General features: G+C 45.1%; 18 protein-coding genes and 1 tRNA gene. 14 read left to right on the top strand and 5 right to left on the bottom strand.

Annotated features, from left to right (window positions below):
• Window positions 1–64: 64 nt before the first annotated feature.
• From C8D85_RS04820 to folX, 3 genes are read right to left on the bottom strand one after another with little or no spacing between them, the layout of a single operon-like run.
• Window positions 65–838: a hypothetical protein gene (locus C8D85_RS04820; protein ID WP_133560204.1), complete on the bottom strand. Its 774-nt coding sequence runs from the start codon at window positions 836–838 to the stop codon at window positions 65–67.
• A complete protein-coding gene (mfd, locus tag C8D85_RS04815; protein WP_244936898.1) occupies window positions 835–4,218 on the bottom strand; it encodes a transcription-repair coupling factor in 3,384 nt (1,127 codons plus the stop codon). Before mfd ends, C8D85_RS04820 begins: the two co-directional genes overlap by 4 nt.
• A gap of 30 nt (window positions 4,219–4,248) precedes the next feature.
• Window positions 4,249–4,614 carry a dihydroneopterin triphosphate 2'-epimerase gene (gene folX, locus C8D85_RS04810; RefSeq protein WP_133560202.1) on the bottom strand — a complete coding sequence of 122 codons (366 nt, stop codon included), beginning with the start codon at window positions 4,612–4,614 and terminating at the stop codon, window positions 4,249–4,251.
• 399 nt (window positions 4,615–5,013) lie between these two features.
• Between folX and C8D85_RS04805 the strand changes: the two genes are divergently transcribed.
• The 9 genes from C8D85_RS04805 to sthA all read left to right on the top strand — a co-directional run bounded on the left by C8D85_RS04805 (window position 5,014) and on the right by sthA (window position 13,636).
• Complete coding sequence (locus C8D85_RS04805; RefSeq protein ID WP_133560201.1) at window positions 5,014–6,351, top strand: Na(+)-translocating NADH-quinone reductase subunit A; 1,338 nt, start codon at window positions 5,014–5,016, stop codon at window positions 6,349–6,351.
• Between the two features lie 3 nt (window positions 6,352–6,354).
• The gene (locus C8D85_RS04800; RefSeq protein ID WP_133560200.1) at window positions 6,355–7,551 is read left to right on the top strand and encodes an NADH:ubiquinone reductase (Na(+)-transporting) subunit B; all 1,197 of its coding nucleotides are present in this window, start codon (window positions 6,355–6,357) and stop codon (window positions 7,549–7,551) included.
• Window positions 7,544–8,341, top strand: a complete 798-nt coding sequence (locus tag C8D85_RS04795; protein WP_133560199.1) for a Na(+)-translocating NADH-quinone reductase subunit C — start codon at window positions 7,544–7,546, stop codon at window positions 8,339–8,341. Before C8D85_RS04800 ends, C8D85_RS04795 begins: the two co-directional genes overlap by 8 nt.
• Before the next feature lie 2 nt (window positions 8,342–8,343).
• Window positions 8,344–9,006, top strand: a complete 663-nt coding sequence (locus C8D85_RS04790) for an NADH:ubiquinone reductase (Na(+)-transporting) subunit D (RefSeq protein WP_133560198.1) — start codon at window positions 8,344–8,346, stop codon at window positions 9,004–9,006.
• Window positions 9,007–9,615: an NADH:ubiquinone reductase (Na(+)-transporting) subunit E gene (nqrE, locus tag C8D85_RS04785; protein ID WP_133560197.1), complete on the top strand. Its 609-nt coding sequence runs from the start codon at window positions 9,007–9,009 to the stop codon at window positions 9,613–9,615.
• A 42-nt stretch (window positions 9,616–9,657) separates the two neighbouring features.
• A complete protein-coding gene (gene nqrF, locus C8D85_RS04780) occupies window positions 9,658–10,881 on the top strand; it encodes an NADH:ubiquinone reductase (Na(+)-transporting) subunit F (protein WP_133560196.1) in 1,224 nt (407 codons plus the stop codon).
• Window positions 10,882–10,955: 74 nt separating this feature from the next.
• Window positions 10,956–11,972 carry an FAD:protein FMN transferase gene (locus C8D85_RS04775; RefSeq protein WP_133560195.1) on the top strand — a complete coding sequence of 339 codons (1,017 nt, stop codon included), beginning with the start codon at window positions 10,956–10,958 and terminating at the stop codon, window positions 11,970–11,972.
• A 17-nt stretch (window positions 11,973–11,989) separates the two neighbouring features.
• On the top strand, window positions 11,990–12,223 hold the full coding sequence (gene nqrM / locus C8D85_RS04770; RefSeq protein WP_133560194.1) for a (Na+)-NQR maturation NqrM: 234 nt from the start codon (window positions 11,990–11,992) through the stop codon (window positions 12,221–12,223).
• An 18-nt stretch (window positions 12,224–12,241) separates the two neighbouring features.
• Window positions 12,242–13,636 carry a Si-specific NAD(P)(+) transhydrogenase gene (gene sthA / locus C8D85_RS04765; RefSeq protein WP_133560193.1) on the top strand — a complete coding sequence of 465 codons (1,395 nt, stop codon included), beginning with the start codon at window positions 12,242–12,244 and terminating at the stop codon, window positions 13,634–13,636.
• Between the two features lie 71 nt (window positions 13,637–13,707).
• On the opposite strand, the gene C8D85_RS04760 is transcribed toward sthA, so the two are convergent.
• Window positions 13,708–14,256, bottom strand: coding sequence for a hypoxanthine-guanine phosphoribosyltransferase (locus C8D85_RS04760; RefSeq protein WP_133560192.1), 549 nt, complete (start codon window positions 14,254–14,256; stop codon window positions 13,708–13,710).
• A 33-nt stretch (window positions 14,257–14,289) separates the two neighbouring features.
• On the bottom strand, window positions 14,290–15,141 hold the full coding sequence (locus tag C8D85_RS04755) for a YihY family inner membrane protein (RefSeq protein WP_133560191.1): 852 nt from the start codon (window positions 15,139–15,141) through the stop codon (window positions 14,290–14,292).
• Between the two features lie 342 nt (window positions 15,142–15,483).
• Here C8D85_RS04755 and C8D85_RS04750 point away from each other — a divergent pair.
• From C8D85_RS04750 to lon, 5 genes are all read left to right on the top strand, one after another.
• Window positions 15,484–15,560 (top strand) — tRNA-Arg (locus tag C8D85_RS04750).
• 108 nt (window positions 15,561–15,668) lie between these two features.
• Entirely contained in the window at window positions 15,669–17,003 is a 1,335-nt protein-coding gene (tig, locus tag C8D85_RS04745) for a trigger factor (RefSeq protein WP_133560190.1), read from the top strand.
• A gap of 71 nt (window positions 17,004–17,074) precedes the next feature.
• Complete coding sequence (gene clpP, locus C8D85_RS04740) at window positions 17,075–17,707, top strand: ATP-dependent Clp endopeptidase proteolytic subunit ClpP (protein WP_133560189.1); 633 nt, start codon at window positions 17,075–17,077, stop codon at window positions 17,705–17,707.
• Between the two features lie 15 nt (window positions 17,708–17,722).
• Window positions 17,723–19,006, top strand: a complete 1,284-nt coding sequence (gene clpX / locus C8D85_RS04735) for an ATP-dependent Clp protease ATP-binding subunit ClpX (protein ID WP_133560188.1) — start codon at window positions 17,723–17,725, stop codon at window positions 19,004–19,006.
• A gap of 182 nt (window positions 19,007–19,188) precedes the next feature.
• Window positions 19,189–21,582, top strand: coding sequence for an endopeptidase La (lon, locus tag C8D85_RS04730; RefSeq protein WP_133560187.1), 2,394 nt, complete (start codon window positions 19,189–19,191; stop codon window positions 21,580–21,582).
• The last annotated feature ends 25 nt before the right edge of the window (window positions 21,583–21,607 follow it).

Below are 21,607 nucleotides of genomic sequence, written 5' to 3'. Positions count from 1 at the left end.
GTCCTATATAGGACGACTGCTGTACAATCCCATCTATCCCCTAATGGGTTTTATGCCCTTCCTGTTACTGAGCAACGCTTGCGTGCGTCACCATGTCGATGGCCTCTTCAAGGTCTAACGGCTCAAAGTAAATAAGTGTGCCAATGACAGGGTGATCGATGTAGTTAAGCTTTTTACTAGCGGTTTTGTTGACGAAGTGCAGCGGTAGCACTTGAGTTGGCCCATTCCAGACATTGTAATCTGTACTTGAATAAGCGGCGGTATTTAGGCCTGTCACTTGAGAGTTAGAACTATATACTGATGCGTTATTCGTAGTGGTTGCATCAATTGGCGACATAACTCCATCTTGTGTCTGGTGTTCTACCGTTGCGACAGGTTGACCAAACTGATAGTGCTTATAATGCAGGTTGCTCTCTAAATAGCGCCCCAGAGTAAAGGTGACATTGGCGGTCATCACAGGATAGCCATGTTCAGCTTGAGCGCTATGAAAAGATTCGCTGATAGAGCTGCCAGTGTCTGGAAAGATCAATGTCCACGTTTTATTGCTTAACACCTCAGTGCGAGCTGATAGGGTTTTAGTGAATGCTTCAAACGGAGATGACGCAGGCATTGCTGCACCATCGTTTTCGCCTGACCAGTCGGCTAAAGGCTGAATGCCTTCATGAGAGAAGATATCTTGGTATTCGATGTCTTCGGAGGTCATATTCTCTGGCCACACAAAGGTCATAACGTAAGCTTGGTAGGCACGTGCTTTGTTCAAGTCTAATGAGTCAAGTGAGTTGGCCTGAACGTATGTATTGCACAGCAGGCCTAACAAAATTAGAGAGATGGCTTTCAATGTAACAATTCCAATGTTTTTAATGTGTGAGTAAAACGCTCGTCAGCATTCGGCATTTTAGCAATAAAGCGCAAGGTGTCCGAACCAGATAACTTGAATTGATCAGGCTTGGTTTGAATCAAAGTGATCAGCTTCATCGGGTCAACAGGTGTGTTGGCTTTAAAGTGAATTTTACCTTCGCTTTGGTTGGCCTCGATTTTACTGATGCCTAATTTCTCTGCTTTGAACTTCAGTGCTGTTTGACGGAATAAGTTTTTCGTCGGATCAGGCAAAAGTCCAAAACGGTCGATCATTTCAACTTGTAGCTCTTTTAGCTGCGCATCATCTTTGGCGCTTGCTATGCGTTTATACAACATTAAGCGAGTGTGTACATCCCCAAGGTAGTCTTCAGGGATCAAAGCTGGGATACGAAGGTTAATATCGGTTTGCGATGGAGTGCTGATGTCGACATCAGGAGATTCGCCATTTTTAAGAGACTGAACCGCACGATCTAACATTTCCATAAACAAAGAGAAGCCAACGTGCTCGATGTGGCCACTTTGTCCTTCACCTAGCAGCTCACCGGTGCCTCGAATCTCAAGGTCATGGGTGGCTAGAGTAAAGCCTGCTCCTAGAGTGTCTGCCATGCTAATTGCTTCAAGTCGCTTCTCGGCATCTGGTGTGATCTTGCGATCGTTCGGCGTAAGCAAATAGGCATAAGCTTGGTGGTGCGAGCGTCCCACTCGGCCACGTAGCTGGTGTAATTGAGCCAAACCAAATTTGTCTGCTCGATCAATCAAAATGGTGTTGGCATTTGGAACGTCAATACCGGTTTCGATGATGGTTGAACATACCAGTACATTGGCGCGTTTGTGGTAAAAGTCGGACATTACTTGTTCCAGCTCGCGCTCACGCATTTGCCCATGACCCACAATCACACGTGCTTCTGGAACCAATGCTTTGAGGTCTTCCGCTGCTTTTTCGATGCTTTGGACTTCATTGTGTAGGTAATACACTTGGCCACCACGATACAGCTCACGTAGAACCGCTTCACGGATTTGATGGTCGTCTTTTTGTTTGACAAATGTTTTGACTGACAGGCGTTTTGCTGGTGGCGTGGCGATGATCGATAGATCGCGAATACCACTCAGGGACATGTTGAGTGTTCGAGGGATCGGTGTTGCTGTCAGCGTTAGAATATCGACTTCTGCACGGAGTGCTTTGAACTGGTCTTTTTGCTTCACTCCAAAGCGGTGTTCTTCATCGATGATGACCAGTCCTAAATTGGCAAAATTAATATCACCTTGGATCAGCTTGTGTGTCCCGACGACAATGTCCGCTTTGCCTTCTTGAATACGTTCGATGGCAGCATTGGTCTGTTTGCCTGAACGAAAACGTGATAGCAGCTCTACTTGAACGGGCCAATCAGCGAAACGGTCACAGAAGTTGTCGTAATGTTGCTGTGCCAGCAGAGTGGTAGGGACTAACACTGCGACTTGCTTACCATCTTGAACCGCTAAGAACGCCGCGCGCATGGCGACTTCTGTTTTACCAAAACCTACGTCACCACACACTAGGCGGTCCATGGCTTTAGCTGAAGACATATCGCGAATGACTGCATCAATAGCCAGCTGTTGATCTGGGGTTTCTTCAAACGGGAAGCCTGCCGAAAATTGTTTGTAAGCCTCATCCGGTGAAGCGAAGGCATGACCCTTTTTCGACTCACGTTTAGCATAAATGTCGAGCAGTTCTGCAGCCGTGTCACGGGCTTTTTCCGCGGCTTTTTGCTTCGCTGCACTCCATTTTTCTGTGCCTAATTTATGCAGCGGTGCATGCTCTTCATCAGCGCCAGTGTAGCGAGAAATTAGCTGAAGCGAGGAAACGGGTACATATAGCTTGGCGTCGTTTGCGTAGCCTAAGGTCAGTAGTTCCGTTTCTTGTCCATCAATCGATAAGTTAGTCAGACCTAGATAGCGTCCCACACCATGATCAATGTGAACGACAGGAGCGCCCATGCGTAACTCTGTGAGATTACGTATGATGGCATCTTCATCGATGTTGGAGGCTTTGCGACGACGGGATTGAGTGACCCGTTCGCCGAGTAAATCACTTTCGGCCACGAGTGCATTGTGTTCATCTAGTAAGAAACCTTTTGAGAGCAAACCGTCGGTGATAAAAACGCCGTCATTTTTCGTGAGGAAGTCCTGCCAATCCTCACAGACTTTAGGACGAATTGCGGCGTCGTGTAGTAGATCCAGTAACGCCTCACGACGACCCGCTGACTCTGCCACAATTAACGTACTGTTTTGCTGTTCAATAAAGTGACTGAGCTTATCAAAGCTAGAACGATTTTGAGGGTCTGTCGCTAAGTTGGGTAGCAAAGATTCAGAGTCACTTATCTGACCAAAAATAACACCAGGATGTTGGTTCAGTTTGGCGAAAAACTCATCTTCGATCAGGCAAAGCTCACTCGGTTTTAAAATCGGCTTTTGGATGTCGTAAGCTAACGATTCGTGACGTGTTTTGTAGTCAAGTAATGTAGCTCCGACATATTCGTTGATCTGCTCGTTTCGAGCAATCAGTGTGTCTTTTGATAAATAGTCGAATAATGTGCCTGTTTGATCAAAGAAGAGTGGTAAATAATATTCGATCCCACCAGGGATAATGCCTTCACTGACGTCTTGATATATAGGGCTACTTAGTGGGTCGATGTCGAAACGTTCACGGAAGCGCTTACGGAATCCAGTAATACCATGCTGCGTGGTCGCGATTTCTCGTGCCGGAAGAATTTTGATCTCAGTGACTTTTTCAATGGTGCGCTGGCTGTCCACATCAAACCAGCGAATGGATTCGATTTCATCATCAAACCATTCAACTCGAATAGGGTGCTCAACCCCCATTGGGAAAACATCCATAATGGCACCGCGAACAGCGAACTCACCATGGGTGTTGACGGTTTCAACATTTAGGTAGCCACCATTGGTCAAACGATCTACGAGTTGCTTTTGGTCGATCTTCTGTTCTAACACGATCTCAAAGCGCTGAGCATCGATGTGTTCTTCAGGGCAGATTCGAGTCAAGGCTGAAGAAGTCGTTGTTAAAACAATTCCAGCTGACAAATCACGAATTTGAGCTAAGGTATTAAGGCGATCAGAAATGATGTCTTGGTGTGGGGAGAAACTGTCGTAGGGCAAAGTCTCCCAATCTGAGAAACGTAATACGGGTGTTGCTTGGTCGGCAAAGAAACGGATGTTGTCTTCAATTTCATTTAATTCCGTCGCACTGGCTGCGATGTAGAGCAGCGGTTTTTTATGTTGCGCAACGAGATCAACGATCTGTTTGGCTTTGTGGCTAAGGTTCTGAGCCTCTAGATGGTTTTTGAACCCGGCAGAAAAATTCATTACGTTTTGTTTGGTCATCTGATTGGCTAATTATGATTTGTGTTTGGCTAAACGGAAGGATACAGAATCTGCGAAGCGAAGGGCGTGAGGTTTATCCACTTCAACATCAGCAAAAGTCACTTGGTCTGGTTTGAGACAGATGTCCAAAAGTTGTTCGGTTAAGCTTTCTAGAAGTAAGAATCGATTTGTTTCAACGTGGGCAATCATCTCTTTACAGATGGTTTTGTAGTTGACAGCGTTGGCCACGTCATCGGTTTCGCAAGCATGCTGGGCTGGGTATTCGATCAAGGCGTTGACGATAATGTCCTGGCGGTTTTTCTTTTCTTCTTCGTTAAAGCCAATGTACGTTCGAAGGCGTAGATTCTTAATACGAATTTGAGCAACAGCTTGAGACATAACTTGCTTCCTTATTACGAGATTCGTGTCGAGCCAGTATTTTGGCGCGTAAGCCTCGTTGTCGCAACCATGGAAGTGCAAACAGCAGGGGAAAAAAGCGTAAATGGAGGGGGCTTTCAATTTAGGAAGAAAAAAACAAAAAATCTGTCGCAGATACTAAAATAAATGGCGCTTATAGTTGTTATTTCTACGTTTTTGCCTCGCCAATGTGGGTAAAGAGAGCGTCGAAGAGTAGTCAACGATGGTAATGATCTCTATAATACAGCGGTTTTTTCGGTGAAGTGATATTACGTTATAAAACTACCATTTATGGTGTGAGTGCCAAAATGCTTTCCCGGAGGGGATTTGGCACAGTAACGTAAGTGCGCTTTGGTGTTCAATTTTTGTTGGGCAGAACATATGTATAAAATTACGAAAGGCCTAGATCTACCGATCAGTGGTGCTCCCAATCAGGTGATTGAGGAGGCTCCAGCCGCGAAATCGGTTGCGGTCATCGGTCCTGACTACCATGGTATGAAACCTACCATGATGGTTGCGGAAGGTGACAAGGTCAAAAAAGGGCAGGTTATCTTTACGGATAAAAAGACGGAAGGTGTAAAGTATACCGCCCCAGCCTCAGGTACTGTGACTGCGATTAATCGTGGTGAGCGTCGTATGCTTCAATCTGTAGTGATTACAGTTGAAGGCGATGAAGCAGTTGAGTTTGCCAAATACTCTGGTTCTGAGTTGAAATCTCTTGAGCGTGAAAAGGTTGTTGAAAACCTTGTCGAGTCTGGTCTTTGGACTGCACTCCGCACTCGTCCTTTCTCTAAGGTTCCTGAAGTTGATTCAGTACCGCACTCAATCTTTGTAACCGCTATCGACACAAATCCGCTGGCTGCTGATCCTGCAGTGGTATTAGCTGATAAGGCTGAAGCGTTTGCAGATGGTTTAACCGTGTTGACTCGTTTGACTGAAGGTAAGGTGTTCCTTTGTAAGGCTCCTGAAAGCAGTATTCCAACAACATCTGATGTTGTTGTCGAAGAGTTCGCGGGCAAGCACCCTGCTGGTTTAGCGGGTACGCATATCCATTTCCTAGACCCTGTTAGCGATAAGAAAACGGTTTGGTCAATCAACTACCAAGATGTAGTAGCGATTGGTGAGCTGTTTGTTAATGGTGTATTAGATGTAACACGTGTTGTATCGATTGGTGGACCACAAGTGTCTAAGCCTCGACTACTACGCACTGTGTTGGGTGCCGAACTAACTCAGCTATTGGCTGGTGAACTACTTGAAGGCGACAATCGTATTATATCAGGTTCTGTGTTGTCTGGTCGCAAAGCGACTGGCCCATACGCTTACCTTGGTCGATACCACTCTCAAGTTGTAGTGCTTGCAGAAGGTCGTGAGCGTCAAATGGTACATTACTTACGTGCCGGCTTTGAGAAACACTCTGTATTGAACGTGTTTATCTCTAAGCTTACAGGTAAGTCAACGTTCAATATGACCACCACGACGAATGGTAGTGATCGTACTATGCTGCCTCTTGGCAACTTTGAGCGTTTGATGCCGTTGGATATTCTTCCAACTCAATTATTGCGCGCTTTGGTAGTAGGCGACACTGAGCAGGCACAGAAATTGGGTGCTCTTGAACTTGACGAAGAAGATCTAGCGTTAATGACTTACGCTTGTTCTGGTAAGTTCGAATACGGCCCGATTCTACGAGACTGTCTCACAACGATTGAGAAAGAGGGTTAATCCATGGGTCTTAGAACTATTCTAGATAAAATGGAGCCAGAGTTTCACTCAGGCGGAAAATACGAAAAATGGTACGCATTGTACGAAGCGGTTGATACGATTTTCTATCGCCCAAGCCACGTAACTAAAGGTGGTTCTCACGTTCGTGATGCGGTTGACATGAAACGTGTCATGATCTTGGTGTGGATGTGTACATTCCCTGCCATGTTCTTTGGCATGTACAACATTGGTTTCCAAGCGAATACTGCGCTTGACGCAATGGGTGCAGCGCCTGCTGATACTTGGCGTCAAGGTATCATTGGTGCGTTAACTGCATACAATGTGGACAGTATTTGGGACAACATGATTTATGGCGCGATGTACTTCTTGCCAGTCTATCTAACAACGTTCGTTGTGGGTGGTTTCTGGGAAGTGTTGTTCGCTGCTGTGCGTAAGCACGAGGTAAACGAAGGTTTCTTCGTTACTTCTATCCTGTTTGCTCTAACTCTTCCAGCAACGATCCCATTGTGGCAGGTTGCGCTAGGTATCACTTTCGGTGTGGTACTAGGTAAAGAAGTATTTGGTGGTACAGGTAAAAACTTCCTTAACCCAGCGCTTGCTGGTCGTGCATTCCTATTCTTCGCTTACCCAGCATCTATGTCTGGTGATGCGGTTTGGACTGCAGTGGATGGTTACTCTGGTGCGACAGCGTTAAGCCAGATGGCAGCAGGCGGTGTAGAAGCTGTTTCTGTTGCTTGGTCTGATGCATTCTTCGGTGTTATCCAAGGTTCTATGGGTGAAACGTCTACTCTTGCGATCCTAATTGGTGGTGGCGCACTACTAATTATGAAGATTGCTGCTTGGCGTATCGTAGCTGGTGTGATGCTTGGTATGGTGGCTACCTCTTTGCTATTTAATGCAATTGGTTCTGACACTAACGCTATGTTTGCTACACCATGGTACTGGCACCTTGTTATCGGTGGTTTCGCTTTCGGTATGATGTACATGGCGACTGACCCAGTGTCTGCGTCTATGACTAACCGCGGTAAGTGGTTCTACGGTGCACTAATTGGTGTGATGGTTGTGATGATTCGTGTGGTTAACCCAGCATACCCAGAGGGTATGATGTTGGCGATCTTGTTCGCTAACTTGTTTGCTCCGTTCATTGACCACTTTGTAGTGCAAGCAAACATCAAACGGAGGATCGCTCGCAATGGCTAGCAGTAACGATAGCATTTCAAAAACCATCATTGTTGCGGTTGCACTGTGTTTGGTATGTTCAATTTTCGTTGCGGGTGCTGCGGTTGGTCTAAAGCCAATTCAGCAAGAAAACCGTGACCTTGACCGTAAGCGCAATATCTTGGCCGCTGCACAAATGCTTCAGCCTGGTCAAAATATTGATGAGGTGTTTGCTAACGTTGAGAAGCGTCTAGTAAATGTAGCTGAAGGTCGTTTTGCGACAGAAGAAGAGCTTGCGCAAGCAGGTATTACTGTTGCGGCTTACAACCAACAAGCAGCCGCTAAAGACCCTGCATTGTCTGTTTCTTTGAGCGGTGATCAGGATCCTGCAAGCATCAAACGTCGTGCTAACTTTGCAACAGTTTATGTTGTGAAAGACGAAAACGCTGATGCGCGTATCATCTTGCCTGTTCATGGTTACGGCCTATGGTCAACAATGTACGGCTTTATGGCGCTTGAAGGTGATTTCTCTACAGTGGTTGGTTTTGGTTTCTACCAACAAGCTGAAACACCTGGACTAGGTGGTGAAGTAGATAACCCAGCTTGGAAAGCATTGTGGGAAGGTAAAGAAGTTTACAATGAGCAGGGTGATGCTGTGATTGCCCTAGCGAAAGGTGCTGTTGATCCTAACGATCCACAAGCGTCTCATAAAGTAGATGGTCTTTCTGGTGCAACGTTGACAAGCCGTGGTGTAACGAACCTAGTTCAATACTGGTTGGGTGAAGATGGCTTCGGTCCTTTCCTTGCCAAGCTGCGTAGTGAGGGAGTGTAAGCATGTCTGATGTGAAAAAAGTCCTCTTTGGACCGATTCTTTCAAATAACCCGATCGCGCTTCAGATCCTTGGTATCTGTTCTGCGTTAGCGGTTACAAGTAGCTTAAGTGTTAGTTTGGTTATGTCCATCGCACTGACGCTTGTAACAGCATTTTCTAACTTGTTCATCGCGGTGATCCGCTCACACATTCCTAACAGCATTCGTATCATCGTACAGATGATTATCATTGCTTCGTTGGTAATTGTGGTAGACCAAGTACTAAAAGCATTTGCTTTCGAAATCAGTAAGCAACTTTCGGTATTCGTTGGTCTGATCATTACGAACTGTATCGTAATGGGTCGTGCTGAAGCGTACGCGATGAAAAATGGTCCAGCAATGAGTTTCCTTGACGGTATCGGTAACGGTCTGGGTTACAGTGCAATGCTGATCATTGTAGGTTTCTTCCGTGAGCTTCTTGGTGCCGGTAAATTGTTTGGTGTGCCTGTTTTCGAAACAGTTCAAAACGGCGGTTGGTACCAGCCAAACGGTTTGATGCTTCTTCCACCAAGTGCTTTCTTCGTAATCGGTCTAGTTATCTGGGCGCTACGTGCATACAAGAAAGAACAGGTTGAAGAGCCAGAGTTTAAGATTGCGAAAAACTCGCGTTCTCAGGAGGCCCTATAAATGGAACACCTAATTAGTCTTTTTATTAAGGCGGTTTTCGTAGAAAACATGGCGCTGGCTTTCTTCCTAGGTATGTGTACATTCTTGGCACTATCTAAGAAAGTTGAGACTGCGATCGGCCTTGGTATTGCGGTAGTTATCGTATTGGCGGTAACGGTTCCTGTGAACAACTTGCTTTACCAAAACCTTCTAGCTGAAGGTGCATTGGATTGGGCTGGTCTGCCAAACGTTGACCTTAGTTTCTTGGGTCTATTAAGTTACATCGGTGTTATTGCAGCGATCGTACAAATTTTGGAAATGACATTGGATAAGTACATGCCTGCGTTGTACAACGCATTGGGCGTGTTCCTTCCACTGATCACTGTAAACTGTGCCATCATGGGTGCCTCTCTATTCATGGTAGAGCGTGACTACAACTTCTCTGAAAGTTTGGTTTACGGTGTCGGTGCTGGTATTGGTTGGGCGCTTGCGATTGCAGCTCTGGCCGGTATCCGTGAGAAGCTAAAATACTCTGACGTACCTGCGGGTCTTCGCGGTTTGGGTATCACGTTCATCACTGTAGGTTTGATGAGCTTGGGCTTCATGTCATTTTCTGGTGTGCAGCTTTAATCGCTGCACTGTTGGGACAACCAAGAATAAGGTTTAACTAGCATGAACTTAGAAATCATTCTAGGTGTTGTGATGTTTACCGCTATCGTACTAGCGCTAGTGGCGATCATTTTGTTCGCCCGTGCTCGCCTAGTTAGCAGCGGTGACGTGACAATCCGAATTAATGGGGAAAAGGAAGTGACAGCACCAGCCGGTGGTAAGCTTCTACAAACCCTAGCGAATAGTGGTATTTTCCTATCGTCTGCATGTGGCGGTGGTGGTACTTGTGCTCAGTGTAAATGTAAAGTGACATCTGGTGGTGGCTCAATGCTGTCTACTGAGCAGTCACACTTTACACGCCGTGAAGAAAAAGAAGGTTACCGTCTTTCATGTCAGGTTGCTGTTAAGCAAGACATGGACGTTGAAGTGCCTGAAGAAGTATTCGGCGTAAAAGCTTGGGAATGTACTGTTGAGTCTAACCCGAACGTTGCGACCTTCATTAAAGAGTTGACGTTGCGTCTACCGGAAGGTGAAAACGTAGACTTCCGTGCTGGTGGTTATGTGCAGCTTGAAGCGCCACCACATACGGTTAACTACAAAGACTTTGATATTCAAGAAGAGTATCGTGGTGATTGGGATCACTTTAACCTATGGAAATTTGTTTCTAAGGTTGATGAGACCATTATTCGTGCTTACTCAATGGCGAACTACCCTGAAGAGAAAGGTGTTGTTAAGTTCAACATTCGTATCGCTTCACCGCCACCAGGTAAAGACGATGTACCACCAGGTCAAATGTCTTCTTACGTATTCAGCTTGAAGCCAGGTGATAAAATTAAGGTATACGGTCCGTTTGGTGAGTTCTTCGCTAAGGATACTGATGCTGAGATGGTATTCATCGGTGGTGGTGCGGGTATGGCGCCTATGCGTTCGCACATTTTCGACCAGCTTAAGCGTCTGAACTCTAAGCGTAAGATGTCTTTCTGGTACGGTGCGCGTAGTTTGCGTGAAGCTTTCTACACAGAAGAGTACGACATGCTACAAGAAGAGAACGATAACTTCGTGTGGCACCTAGCTCTATCTGATCCACAACCAGAAGATAACTGGGAAGGTAAGACTGGTTTCATTCACAACGTGTTGTATGAAAACTATCTGAAAGATCACCCAGCGCCAGAAGATTGTGAGTTCTACATGTGTGGACCTCCAATGATGAACGCGTCTGTAATCAAGATGCTAGAAGACTTAGGCGTTGAGAAGGAAAACATTCTTCTTGATGACTTTGGTGGCTAGCACTGAGTAAAACACAGACCCACCGTAACTGGTGGGTCTTTGTTTTTCTTTCCCTGTTAGGACGTTAGGTCTCTATGAAAAACAAATTTCTACTGGCTTTAGTGGCCATTGTTCTTGCCACCATTCTTTTTAAAGCAGTTTCTTTTTCTCCAGAGTTGGAAAGCTTTTCAGGTCCAACGATGGGAACAACGTATACCATTAAATACACCACGACAGCCGATGCCCCTTCTCGAGAAGAGCTAAAAACATTGGTTGATGATGTTTTGGTTCATGTGAACAAGTTGATGTCCACTTATGACCCGAGCTCTGAGTTGTCACTGTTTAACAAGCAGCCAGCTGGTTCGACTGTGACAGTGTCTGATGGCATGGCGTATGTGGTGGGTGAAGCGCTCAAAATCAGTGAATTAAGCGCTGGGAAATACGATGTTACTGTTGGACCATTGGTTAACTTATGGGGTTTCGGTCCAGGTAAACATGAAGATAAAGTTCCAACGGATACTGATATCGCAGAAGCCAAAGAGAGAGTTGGTTATCACTATGTGCGCCTGGAAGACAATGAATTAACCAAGGCTCGTAATGTATATGTCGATCTATCTTCTATTGCCAAGGGTTACGGTGTTGATGAAGTGGCGCGAGTGCTTAGAAAAGCGGGAATTCAAAACTATCTTGTTGAAGTAGGTGGCGAATTGTCTGTTTCAGGAACTAAGCTTGATGGTAGTGCTTGGCTGGTAGGGGTGGAAAGTCCTGCTGGCGGTCATAACGTCGCTCAGCGTGTTATCGAAGCAAACGATATTGCGATTGCGACTTCTGGTGACTATCGAAACTATTTTGAAAAGAATGGTGTGCGTTATTCGCACACGATTGATCCAACAACCGGTAAGCCAATTACACATCGATTAGTGTCTGTAACGGTAATTGATGCCAATGCAACCCGCGCGGACGGCTTGGCAACTGCGATAACGGTGTTAGGTCCCGAAGCGGGCTTGAAATTTGCTCAAGACAACAATATTGCAGCCTATATGTTAGTGAAAGAAGACTTTGGTTTTGCGGAGCAATACTCCGATGCATTTGAACCTTATCTTTCTAATTAAGCTGTATTGAGGTAACTATGACAACGATTGTATTAGCATTTGTATTAATGATTGCTTTGGTAGTAGCCATGGCAGTGGGTGTTCTGATGGGGCGTAAGCCTATTTCTGGTTCTTGTGGCGGCATGAGCGCTCTGGGCATGGAAGTGGCTTGTGATATTTGTGGCGGTGATAAAGGGAAGTGCGAAAAGGAAACTAAGAAAGCACAAGCAGCCAAGGTCTCTGATGATCAGTTTTATGACGCAACGAAATAGATGAGGTAGTAAAATCTTATGACGACTAGACATTATGATGTCGTGGTACTAGGTACCGGTCCCGCTGGGGAGGGGGCTGCGATGAATGCAGCTAAAGCGGGTAAGCGAGTTGCAGTCATTGAAGCTAGTCCGCGAGTCGGCGGTAGCTGTACTCACTTAGGTACTATTCCGTCGAAAGCACTGCGTCATGCGGTTAAAGAGATTATTGCTTTCAACACCAACCCTATGTTCCGAGACATCGGTGAGCCACGTTGGTTCTCTTTTCCGAAAGTGCTTGAGCATGCAAACAAAGTTATCGATAAGCAGGTACTAGGTCGTACGGAATACTACGCTCGAAACCGTATCGATGTATTTTTTGGTCGCGGTCGTTTTAAAGACGCACACACTATTGAAGTAAACACCTACGAGAAAGGTCCTGAAGAGCTAGTGGCTGAGAAAGTTGTGATCGCGACAGGCTCGCGACCATATCACCCTGCGAACATCGACTTCACGAATCCACGTATTTACTGTTCTGATAGTATTTTAACGCTTAGCCATACTCCACGTTCCTTGATTATCTACGGTGCGGGCGTTATCGGTTGTGAATATGCCTCGATCTTCTGTGGTCTAGGTGTAAGAGTTGAGTTGATTAACCCAGGCAAGAAACTATTGAGCTTCTTGGATGATGAAATCACAGACGCGCTAAGTTATCACTTACGTGATGGTGGTATCTTGATTCGCCATAACGAAACATTTGAGAAAGTCGAAGGTTCTGATCGTGATGTAGTGATGACGATGGCGTCTGGAAAGAAAATCCGTGCTGATGCGTTGTTGTTCTGTAACGGTCGCTCTGGCAATACAGAGAATCTTGGTCTTGAAAATATTGGCCTTGAGACGAACTCTCGTGGCCAGCTAGCTGTTAATGATACGTATCAAACGGCCGTTGAGAACGTCTACGCGGCCGGAGATGTGATCGGTTGGCCAAGCTTAGCGAGTGCTGCCTACGACCAAGGTCGTTCTGTTGCGGCTAACATGTTAGGTCTTGAAGGTGGACACTTTATTTCAGAAGTTCCGACAGGTATCTACACTATCCCTGAAATCTCATCAGTAGGTAAAACTGAAGCGGAATTAACGGCTGAAAAAGTGCCTTATGAAGTTGGGCGTGCATTCTTTAAGAATACGGCTCGAGCTCAGATTACTGGTGAAGCGGTGGGTATGCTGAAGCTACTGTTCCACCGAGAAACACTTGAGATCCTTGGTATTCACTGCTTCGGTGACCAAGCTTCTGAGATCGTTCACATCGGTCAGGCAATCATGAAGCAGCCAGGTGAATTGAATACTTTGAAGTATTTCTTAAATACTACGTTTAACTACCCAACAATGGCTGAAGCTTATCGTGTTGCGGCATTGAACGGCTTTAACCGAGTATTCTAACGTCGAGTTAAACCCACAAAAAAAGGCGCTAGGCGCCTTTTTTTATGCTTCTTGATACGCCTTCGAGTCTCTTATTTACCCTTTACTGCGTATATGCCTTGTAAGTTGCGGAAGTAACCTTGGTAGTCCATGCCGTAACCAAATAAGAAGCGGTCTTCTACGTCTAGGCCATTGTAGTCTGGGCGCATATCAACTTTACGGTTGTGTAGCTTGTTAACGACCGTTGCAGAGTAAACATTTTGCGCGCCGTTTTCCTCAAACCATTTGATGATAGCTTCTAAGGTGTGTCCTTGATCAAAAATATCATCAACGATGAGCACATCGCGACCCTTAAAGTCTGCTTGCGGATAGCGAGTCCAGTTTAGAGTGCTGCCAGTTGTCTCCATGCCGTAGCGACTAGCATGAACGTAATCTAGCTCAAGTGGGAATTGCAAACGCTGCATAAGTGCGCCTGTTGGTAATAAACCGCCATTCATGACGCAGATAACCAAAGGAAGTTTGTCTGCTAGGTCGTTGGTGATTTGTTTTGCCATTTTATCTAGGGCGTCATTCAGTTCAGCCTCAGAAATTAGGCAATCCGCCTCGTTCATAATGGAATTCAGTTCGTCGATATTATGCATAGGTATATTTAGGTAATAGGAAAGTTTGACCGATCATTCTAACTTAGAATGCTCTTTATAGCGATCCAGTTTATGCAAAGTTGCGTTAAGACTGACGGTTAGCAATATGATTAGCCAGCTAACTTGCAGCCAAATTAGAAAAATAGGAAGTGCGGCGAAGGCTCCGTAAACAATCTGATAGCTGGCAAAAAATTGTGCGAAATTGGCAAACACAGAGTTCAGTAAAACAATTGCGATCGCGCCAAGCATTGCTGAAATCGCAGTTAATTTCACTTTTACCTCGTTGTTAGGAGTTAAAAAATTAATCGTAAAGAGCAGAAGAAAGTAAACCACGTAACTACTGAACTCAAACAGTCCTTCCAGCACACTAGGTATGTAATTTCCTGTTAACTGATAGGAAAGTAGCGTGCCATATAAGCTCATTACTACTGCGAGCATGATGGGGCCGAGCGTTAAAATAGCCCAATAGGTAAGCAGTCTTTCACGGATTTTTCTTCGTTGCTTAATTTGCCAAATGGCTTGTACTGAGCCCTCAAAGCTATTGAGAAGAAGAAGTGCTGTCAGTATCAAGGTGGCAATGCCTGCGGCAGGTAGGTTTTTGGTTTGTTCTGAAAACGATAATAAATAGGGGATTACGGTGCTACTACTGCCGGGGGCAAGATGTGCTTCCACATACGCTACGAGAGAATCTTGCATGGCAACCATCGCAGGCGTGAGGCGAAGTATGCCAAATACAATCGTAATAATCGGGACTGCGGCAAGTAACGTTGCTAAGGTTAAGTGTGCGGCTCTAAGAGATACCTGGTAGCGCAGCGCTCTGTTCCAAACCAATCTTAATAGCTGATAGCTTTGTAATGCGGCATTTTTAACAGCTTTCGTTTCCATTCTTGTTACCTCAAACAGCTTAAGAGGATTGTAGCGAGAAAAGCTCAATCAATCTAATGTGTAAGTAATGTGGTAAGTGCACATCTATAGTGCAAGGGGAATAAAAGTGATCCATTTTGGTTGCAAAACAGTACGCAGGCGACTAATATCACTCTCGTTCCTTTTGTGATATTTGTACTGTTGAGTGACTAGGGTATAGCTTAGATATATTCTCGGTTCCTTGGTGACGAAAAGTCATATATTATCTTTTAGCCCAGCTTTGCTGGGCTTTTTTATGTCTTTGAGTTGACGATTGATATTCCTTCCATATAATAGCGCGTCACTATTTGTGATGTAGTATCTGCGCCTGTAGCTCAGTTGGATAGAGCATCCCCCTTCTAAGGGGATGGTCGGGGGTTCGAATCCCTCCAGGCGTGCCATTACATTACGTTAATAAAATTTTTGGTCTTGTTGACTGAGCTATAAGTTAAGTCGTGATTCTTCGCGGCGGCGTCAACAAATAAAGCACGTTCCCAAGAGGAAGTTTTATGCAAGTTTCTGTAGAGACAACGTCTCCAATCGAACGCGTTCTTACTATTAGCGTTCCTGCTGCACGTATTGATGATAAAGTTAACGCTGAAGTAGCTAAAACAGCTAAGACAGTACGTATCGATGGTTTCCGTAAAGGTAAAGTGCCAGTTAGCGTTGTTAAAAAGCGTTTCGGTCAAAGCATCCGTATGGAAGCGCTTGAGCAAGTTATGCGTGACGCTTACGTTGAGGCAATCCAAGCTGAATCAATTAACCCAGCTGGTATGCCTGCTATCGAACCTAAGAACATCGCTGAAGGCGCTGATCTAGAGTTCGTTGCAAAAGTTGAAGTTTACCCAACGATTGAACTTGCAGACGCTTCTAAAATTGAAGTAAATCGCGTTGTTGCTGATGTAACAGAAGCAGACGTTGATACTATGCTTGAAACACTACGTAAGCAAAATGCTGAGTGGTCTGCAGTTGAGCGTGAAGCGAAAGACGGCGATCAAGTAACTATCGACTTCGAAGGTTTCTTAGGTGAAGAAGCATTTGAAGGTGGCGCAGCACAAGGCCACAAACTGGTTCTAGGTTCTAACTCAATGATCCCTGGCTTCGAAGAAGGTATCGTAGGTATCAAAGCTGGCGAAGAGCGTACAATCACTGTAACGTTCCCAGAAAGCTACCAAGCTGAGCACCTAGCGGGTAAAGAAGCATCATTCAAAATTACTGCCCACGAAGTTGCTGAACAAGTACTTCCTGAGCTAAATGACGAGTTTGCTTCTAAGTTCGGTCTAGAGACTGCTGACCTAGCAAGCCTACGTGCTGAAGTTCAGAAAAACATGGAGCGCGAACTAAGCCAAGCAGTAAAAGCTAAGCTTAAAAACTCTCTATTCGATCAACTTCTAGCACTTAACCCGGTAGATGTTCCTGCATCTTTGGTAGAGCAAGAAGTAAATGGTCTACGTCAACAAGCTGCACGTCAATTCGGCAACATGGAAGGTTTTGATCCGTCTCAACTTCCAGCTGAACTGTTCAGTGAAGAAGCGACTAAGCGCGCGAAGATCGGTCTTTTGATCTCTGAAGTGATCCAGAAGAACGAACTTAAAGTAGAAGATGATCGTGTACGTGCATTCTTGGAAGATATGGCGCAAGCTTACCAAGAGCCACAACAAGTAGTTGAATTCTACTTAAACAACAAAGAGCAACTAGCTCAAGTTCAATCTGCTGTACTTGAAGAGCAAGTTGTTGATAAACTGCTAGAAAGCGCACAAATTACTGAAGTAGCTCTAAGTTACGAAGACGCTATCAAGCCAGAAGCTCAAGCTGCTGAAGCAGAAGAGACTGAAGAAGCATAAGCATAGCTTATAATTCTAATAGGCCGGTATAGCGTAAGCTATACCGGCCTTTTCGTTTTAAGGAATAGAATATGAATTTAATGACCCCTACAACTGGTCCAGTCGCGATTACAAGTAATGGCCTAGTCCCAATGGTTATTGAGCAGACAGCTCGTGGCGAACGTTCTTTTGATATTTACTCTCGTTTGCTGAAAGAGCGTGTCATCTTCTTAGTGGGACAGGTAGAAGATCACATGGCCAACCTTGTTGTTGCGCAGTTGCTATTCTTAGAGTCAGAGAACCCTGATAAGGATATCCATTTGTACATCAACTCTCCTGGCGGCTCTGTGACAGCAGGCATGTCAATTTATGATACTATGCAGTTTATTAAGCCTGATGTGAGCACCATGTGTATCGGTCAAGCTGCCAGCATGGGAGCGTTGTTGCTAACGGCTGGAGCGGAAGGTAAGCGTTACTGTTTGCCTAACTCTCGTGTCATGATTCACCAGCCTTTAGGTGGTTACCAAGGTCAGGCTTCTGATATCGAAATTCACACTCGCGAAATTCTAGGTATTAAGCATCGTTTGAACGAAATCATTGCTCATCACTCAGGTCAGCCGATTGAGAAAGTTGCGCAAGATACAGATCGTGATAATTTTATGAGTCCGCAGTTGGCTAAAGAATACGGTCTGATTGACGATATTTTAGAAAAACGCGAAGTATAAAAAGGGTGGACTTTAATGTCTGATGATAAATACAGCCGAGGTGAGCATTCTGATCGCTTGCTGTACTGTTCTTTCTGTGGAAAGAGTCAGGATGAGGTTAAGAAGCTAATTGCTGGCCCTTCGGTATATATCTGTAATGAATGTGTTGACCTTTGCAACAACATCATTACGCAAGAATTGATGCAGGGTGAAGGTGAAGCGGAAGCGAAAGATGAGTTGCCGACACCTTCAAAACTTGCTGCAGCGTTAGATGATTATGTAATTGGACAAGATCGAGCTAAAAAGGTCTTGGCGGTTGCGGTTTATAACCATTACAAGCGTTTGCGTCATCAAGGTTTAGCGAACAAAGATATTGAGCTTGGCAAGAGTAATATTCTTTTGATTGGTCCAACTGGTAGCGGTAAAACGCTGTTAGCACAGACCCTTGCTCGTGTTTTGGATGTGCCATTCACAATTGCCGATGCAACAACATTGACTGAAGCAGGTTATGTTGGTGAAGACGTCGAGAATATCATACAGAAACTGCTGCAGAACTGTGATTACGACGTCGATAAGGCGCAGCGAGGTATCGTTTACATTGATGAAATCGATAAGATTTCTCGTAAATCTGATAACCCGTCCATCACTCGTGACGTATCTGGTGAAGGTGTACAGCAGGCGCTGTTGAAACTGATCGAAGGTACTGTTGCATCAGTTCCTCCGCAAGGTGGACGTAAGCACCCTCAACAAGAGTTTGTTCAAGTGGACACTTCGAACATTCTGTTTATTTGTGGTGGTGCCTTTGCTGGCCTTGAGCGTGTGATCAGTGATCGTACTGAGAAAAGCAGTATCGGCTTTAAGGCAACGGTTAAGAGCAAAGAAGAAAATCGTTCTTTCTCTGAGTCTATTCATGATGTTGAAACAGAAGACTTAGTTAAATTTGGTTTGATTCCAGAGTTTGTTGGTCGTTTGCCCGTTGTGGCAACCCTTTCAGAGCTGGACGAAGAAGCCTTAATGACGATTCTAAGCCAGCCTAAGAATGCTTTGACTAAGCAGTACCAGCACCTGTTTGAACTAGAAGGTGTTGAACTTGAATTCACTGAGGAGTCTTTACGCGAAGCCGCTCACTTAGCTTTAGAGCGTAAGACGGGTGCTCGTGGTTTGCGTAGCATTCTAGAGTCTTCTTTACTGGATTGTATGTATGAATTGCCTAATCGCACTGATGTGGCAAAAGTAGTAATGGATGCGTCATCTATTCGTGGTGATTCTGCACCTCTAATGGTATTAGAGAGCGAGCAGAAAGACGCTTCAAACGGTTAGATTTTATCCGTTCTTCGCTTGGGCTGTTCAGCCCAAGCGAAATTCTCTCCTAAACTTTTGTTTTTCTTTTAATTCCCTTCTTTATTGCGCTTGCAATTTCAGCTCGTTGACCCTATCTCTTATTTATATCAGTTAAGTCACACATCGATGCAAAGTTCGTTGATGTTCAGTTGGAAGAAATTATGTCCGAATCAGATTCTAAATTTTTACCTATGCTGCCTTTGCGCGACGTTGTCGTGTATCCGCACATGGTGTTGCCGCTATTTGTTGGTCGTAAGAAATCTATTGCAGCACTAGAGTCTGCAATGGATGGCGACAAGCTGGTTTTTCTTGTTGCCCAACAAGATGCTTCAAAAGATGATCCAAAACGTGACGATTTATACACAATCGGTACCGTTGCCAAAGTTATTCAACTGCTACGCCTTCCTGATGGCACGGTTAAGGTGTTAGTGGAAGGTCAGTACCGCGCTTCATTGCAAGATCTTGAGGAAGGTGATGAGTGGGTTTCGGCGACGATTGAAGAAGCTCCTGAAGCCGAAGATGATGAGTCAGAATACCCTGCAATCCGCAATGCATTGATTAAGCAGCTTGATGAGTATGTTGCCGGAAGTAAGCGTATTCCAAGTGAAGTGGTAACGTCTCTTAAGTCTATAGATGATTTATCTAAATTGATCGACTCTATTGCCGGTCATATGAGTCTGAAGCTTGAAGATAAGCAGCGTGCATTGGAGTTGAACTCTCTAGTTGAACGTGGTGAGCATCTGATGGGGCTGATGGATGGGGAGCTTGATATTGCTCACCTTGAGAAGAACATCCGTAGTCGTGTCAAAAAACAGATGGAGAAAAGTCAGCGTGAGTACTATCTGAATGAGCAAATGAAGGCGATTCAGAAAGAGCTGGGTGATATGGATGAAGGCAGCAATGAGTTGGATTTGCTGCAAGAAAAAATTACTGAAGCGAAAATGTCTCCTGAGGCGACTGAGAAAGCTGAAGGTGAGCTGAAAAAGCTCAAAATGATGTCTCCTATGTCCGCTGAAGCAACGGTGGTGCGCGGTTACATTGATTGGTTAGTGTCTTTGCCATGGGCGAAACGTTCTAAGGTTCGTAACGACCTGGTGTACGCCGAGAAGGTTCTGAATGAGGATCACTATGGTCTTCAGGATGTAAAAGATCGAATCTTGGAGTTCCTTGCTGTACAGCAGCGTGTGAAAAAGGTGAAGGGGCCTGTGTTGTGTCTGGTAGGGCCTCCAGGTGTTGGTAAGACATCCCTTGGTCAATCGATTGCTCGTGCGGTAAACCGTAAATATGTTCGTATGGCATTAGGTGGTGTACGTGATGAATCTGAGATTCGTGGTCACCGCCGAACTTACATAGGTTCTATGCCGGGCAAGTTGCTTCAAAAGCTTGCAAAAGTAAAAGTAAAGAACCCGCTTTTCTTGTTAGATGAAATCGACAAAATGGGTATGGATCAACGTGGTGATCCAGCATCAGCCTTGCTTGAGGTGTTAGATCCAGAACAAAACCATACCTTCAGTGATCACTACCTAGAAGTCGATTACGATCTTTCGGATGTGATGTTTATTTGTACGTCCAATAGTATGAATATCCCTGGACCTTTACTGGACCGTATGGAAATCATTCGTATTCCAGGTTACACAGAAGACGAAAAGCTTAATATTGCTAAGCGTTATTTGCTGCCAAAGCAAATGAAGCAGAGTGGTCTGAAAGACTCTGAAATTGAAGTCTCTGATGAGGCGCTGATGGATGTTGTGCGTTACTACACGAAAGAGGCTGGTGTGCGTGGACTTGAGCGCGAGATCAGTAAAGTATGTCGTCGTGTGGTGAAGGAGCAAGCCCTTAAGAAGAGTAAGGATGCCGTAAAAGTAACATCAGAGAACTTGGAAGAGTACTGTGGTGTTCGTAAATTTAGTTACGGTAAAGCGGAAGAAAATAACCAGATTGGCCAAGTTACAGGTTTGGCTTGGACATCTGTGGGTGGTGAATTGCTCACCATTGAAGCAGCTGGTGTGCCAGGTAAGGGGCGTCATGTGAAAACAGGCTCTCTGGGTGATGTCATGCAAGAGTCGATTCAAGCGGCTTTAACCGTTGTTCGAAGCCGTGCAGTCGGCCTAGGAATCGATGACGATTTCCATGAAAAAGTGGACCTGCATTTACACGTGCCTGAGGGGGCTACGCCAAAAGATGGTCCAAGCGCTGGTATTGCGATGTGTACTGCTATCGTATCGGTGCTTGCTAAGGTGCCTGTGAAAGCCTCTGTGGCCATGACAGGCGAGATTACGCTGCGTGGTGAGGTGTTACCTATAGGTGGCCTCAAAGAGAAGCTTCTAGCGGCTCACCGTGGTGGTATTAAAACGGTATTAATTCCTCAGGAAAATACTCGAGATCTGAAAGAAATACCTGACAACATTAAAGCGGATCTAGAAATCGTGCCGGTTAAATGGATTGATGAGGTGCTAGATGTGGCATTAGAGTACGTTCCTTCACCAAAAAGTGAAGAAACTGTGTCAGGAAAGGAAAAAACTGTTGATGAACAAGAATCTGTGAGTCATCATTAGTTCAAACCCTGTGTTGACAGGGCCT

The sequence above is a fragment of the Marinomonas communis genome (assembly GCF_004363305.1).
Lineage (GTDB): Bacteria > Pseudomonadota > Gammaproteobacteria > Pseudomonadales > Marinomonadaceae > Marinomonas > Marinomonas communis.
The sequence above is the reverse complement of the archived record's forward strand: the minus strand, read 5'-3'. Positions and strand labels throughout refer to the sequence as shown.

Bases quoted from the DNA above. Each gene is read 5' to 3' on its own strand.
- mfd (WP_244936898.1), bottom strand. From the start codon at position 4,218: ATGAATTTTTCTGCCGGGTTCAAAAACCATCTAGAGGCTCAGAACCTT.
- folX (WP_133560202.1), bottom strand. From the start codon at position 4,614: ATGTCTCAAGCTGTTGCTCAAATTCGTATTAAGAATCTACGCCTTCGA.
- C8D85_RS04805 (WP_133560201.1), top strand. From the start codon at position 5,014: ATGTATAAAATTACGAAAGGCCTAGATCTACCGATCAGTGGTGCTCCC.
- C8D85_RS04800 (WP_133560200.1), top strand. From the start codon at position 6,355: ATGGGTCTTAGAACTATTCTAGATAAAATGGAGCCAGAGTTTCACTCA.
- C8D85_RS04795 (WP_133560199.1), top strand. From the start codon at position 7,544: ATGGCTAGCAGTAACGATAGCATTTCAAAAACCATCATTGTTGCGGTT.
- C8D85_RS04790 (WP_133560198.1), top strand. From the start codon at position 8,344: ATGTCTGATGTGAAAAAAGTCCTCTTTGGACCGATTCTTTCAAATAAC.
- nqrE (WP_133560197.1), top strand. From the start codon at position 9,007: ATGGAACACCTAATTAGTCTTTTTATTAAGGCGGTTTTCGTAGAAAAC.
- nqrF (WP_133560196.1), top strand. From the start codon at position 9,658: ATGAACTTAGAAATCATTCTAGGTGTTGTGATGTTTACCGCTATCGTA.
- C8D85_RS04775 (WP_133560195.1), top strand. From the start codon at position 10,956: ATGAAAAACAAATTTCTACTGGCTTTAGTGGCCATTGTTCTTGCCACC.
- nqrM (WP_133560194.1), top strand. From the start codon at position 11,990: ATGACAACGATTGTATTAGCATTTGTATTAATGATTGCTTTGGTAGTA.
- sthA (WP_133560193.1), top strand. From the start codon at position 12,242: ATGACGACTAGACATTATGATGTCGTGGTACTAGGTACCGGTCCCGCT.
- C8D85_RS04760 (WP_133560192.1), bottom strand. From the start codon at position 14,256: ATGCATAATATCGACGAACTGAATTCCATTATGAACGAGGCGGATTGC.
- C8D85_RS04755 (WP_133560191.1), bottom strand. From the start codon at position 15,141: ATGGAAACGAAAGCTGTTAAAAATGCCGCATTACAAAGCTATCAGCTA.
- tig (WP_133560190.1), top strand. From the start codon at position 15,669: ATGCAAGTTTCTGTAGAGACAACGTCTCCAATCGAACGCGTTCTTACT.
- clpP (WP_133560189.1), top strand. From the start codon at position 17,075: ATGAATTTAATGACCCCTACAACTGGTCCAGTCGCGATTACAAGTAAT.
- clpX (WP_133560188.1), top strand. From the start codon at position 17,723: ATGTCTGATGATAAATACAGCCGAGGTGAGCATTCTGATCGCTTGCTG.
- lon (WP_133560187.1), top strand. From the start codon at position 19,189: ATGTCCGAATCAGATTCTAAATTTTTACCTATGCTGCCTTTGCGCGAC.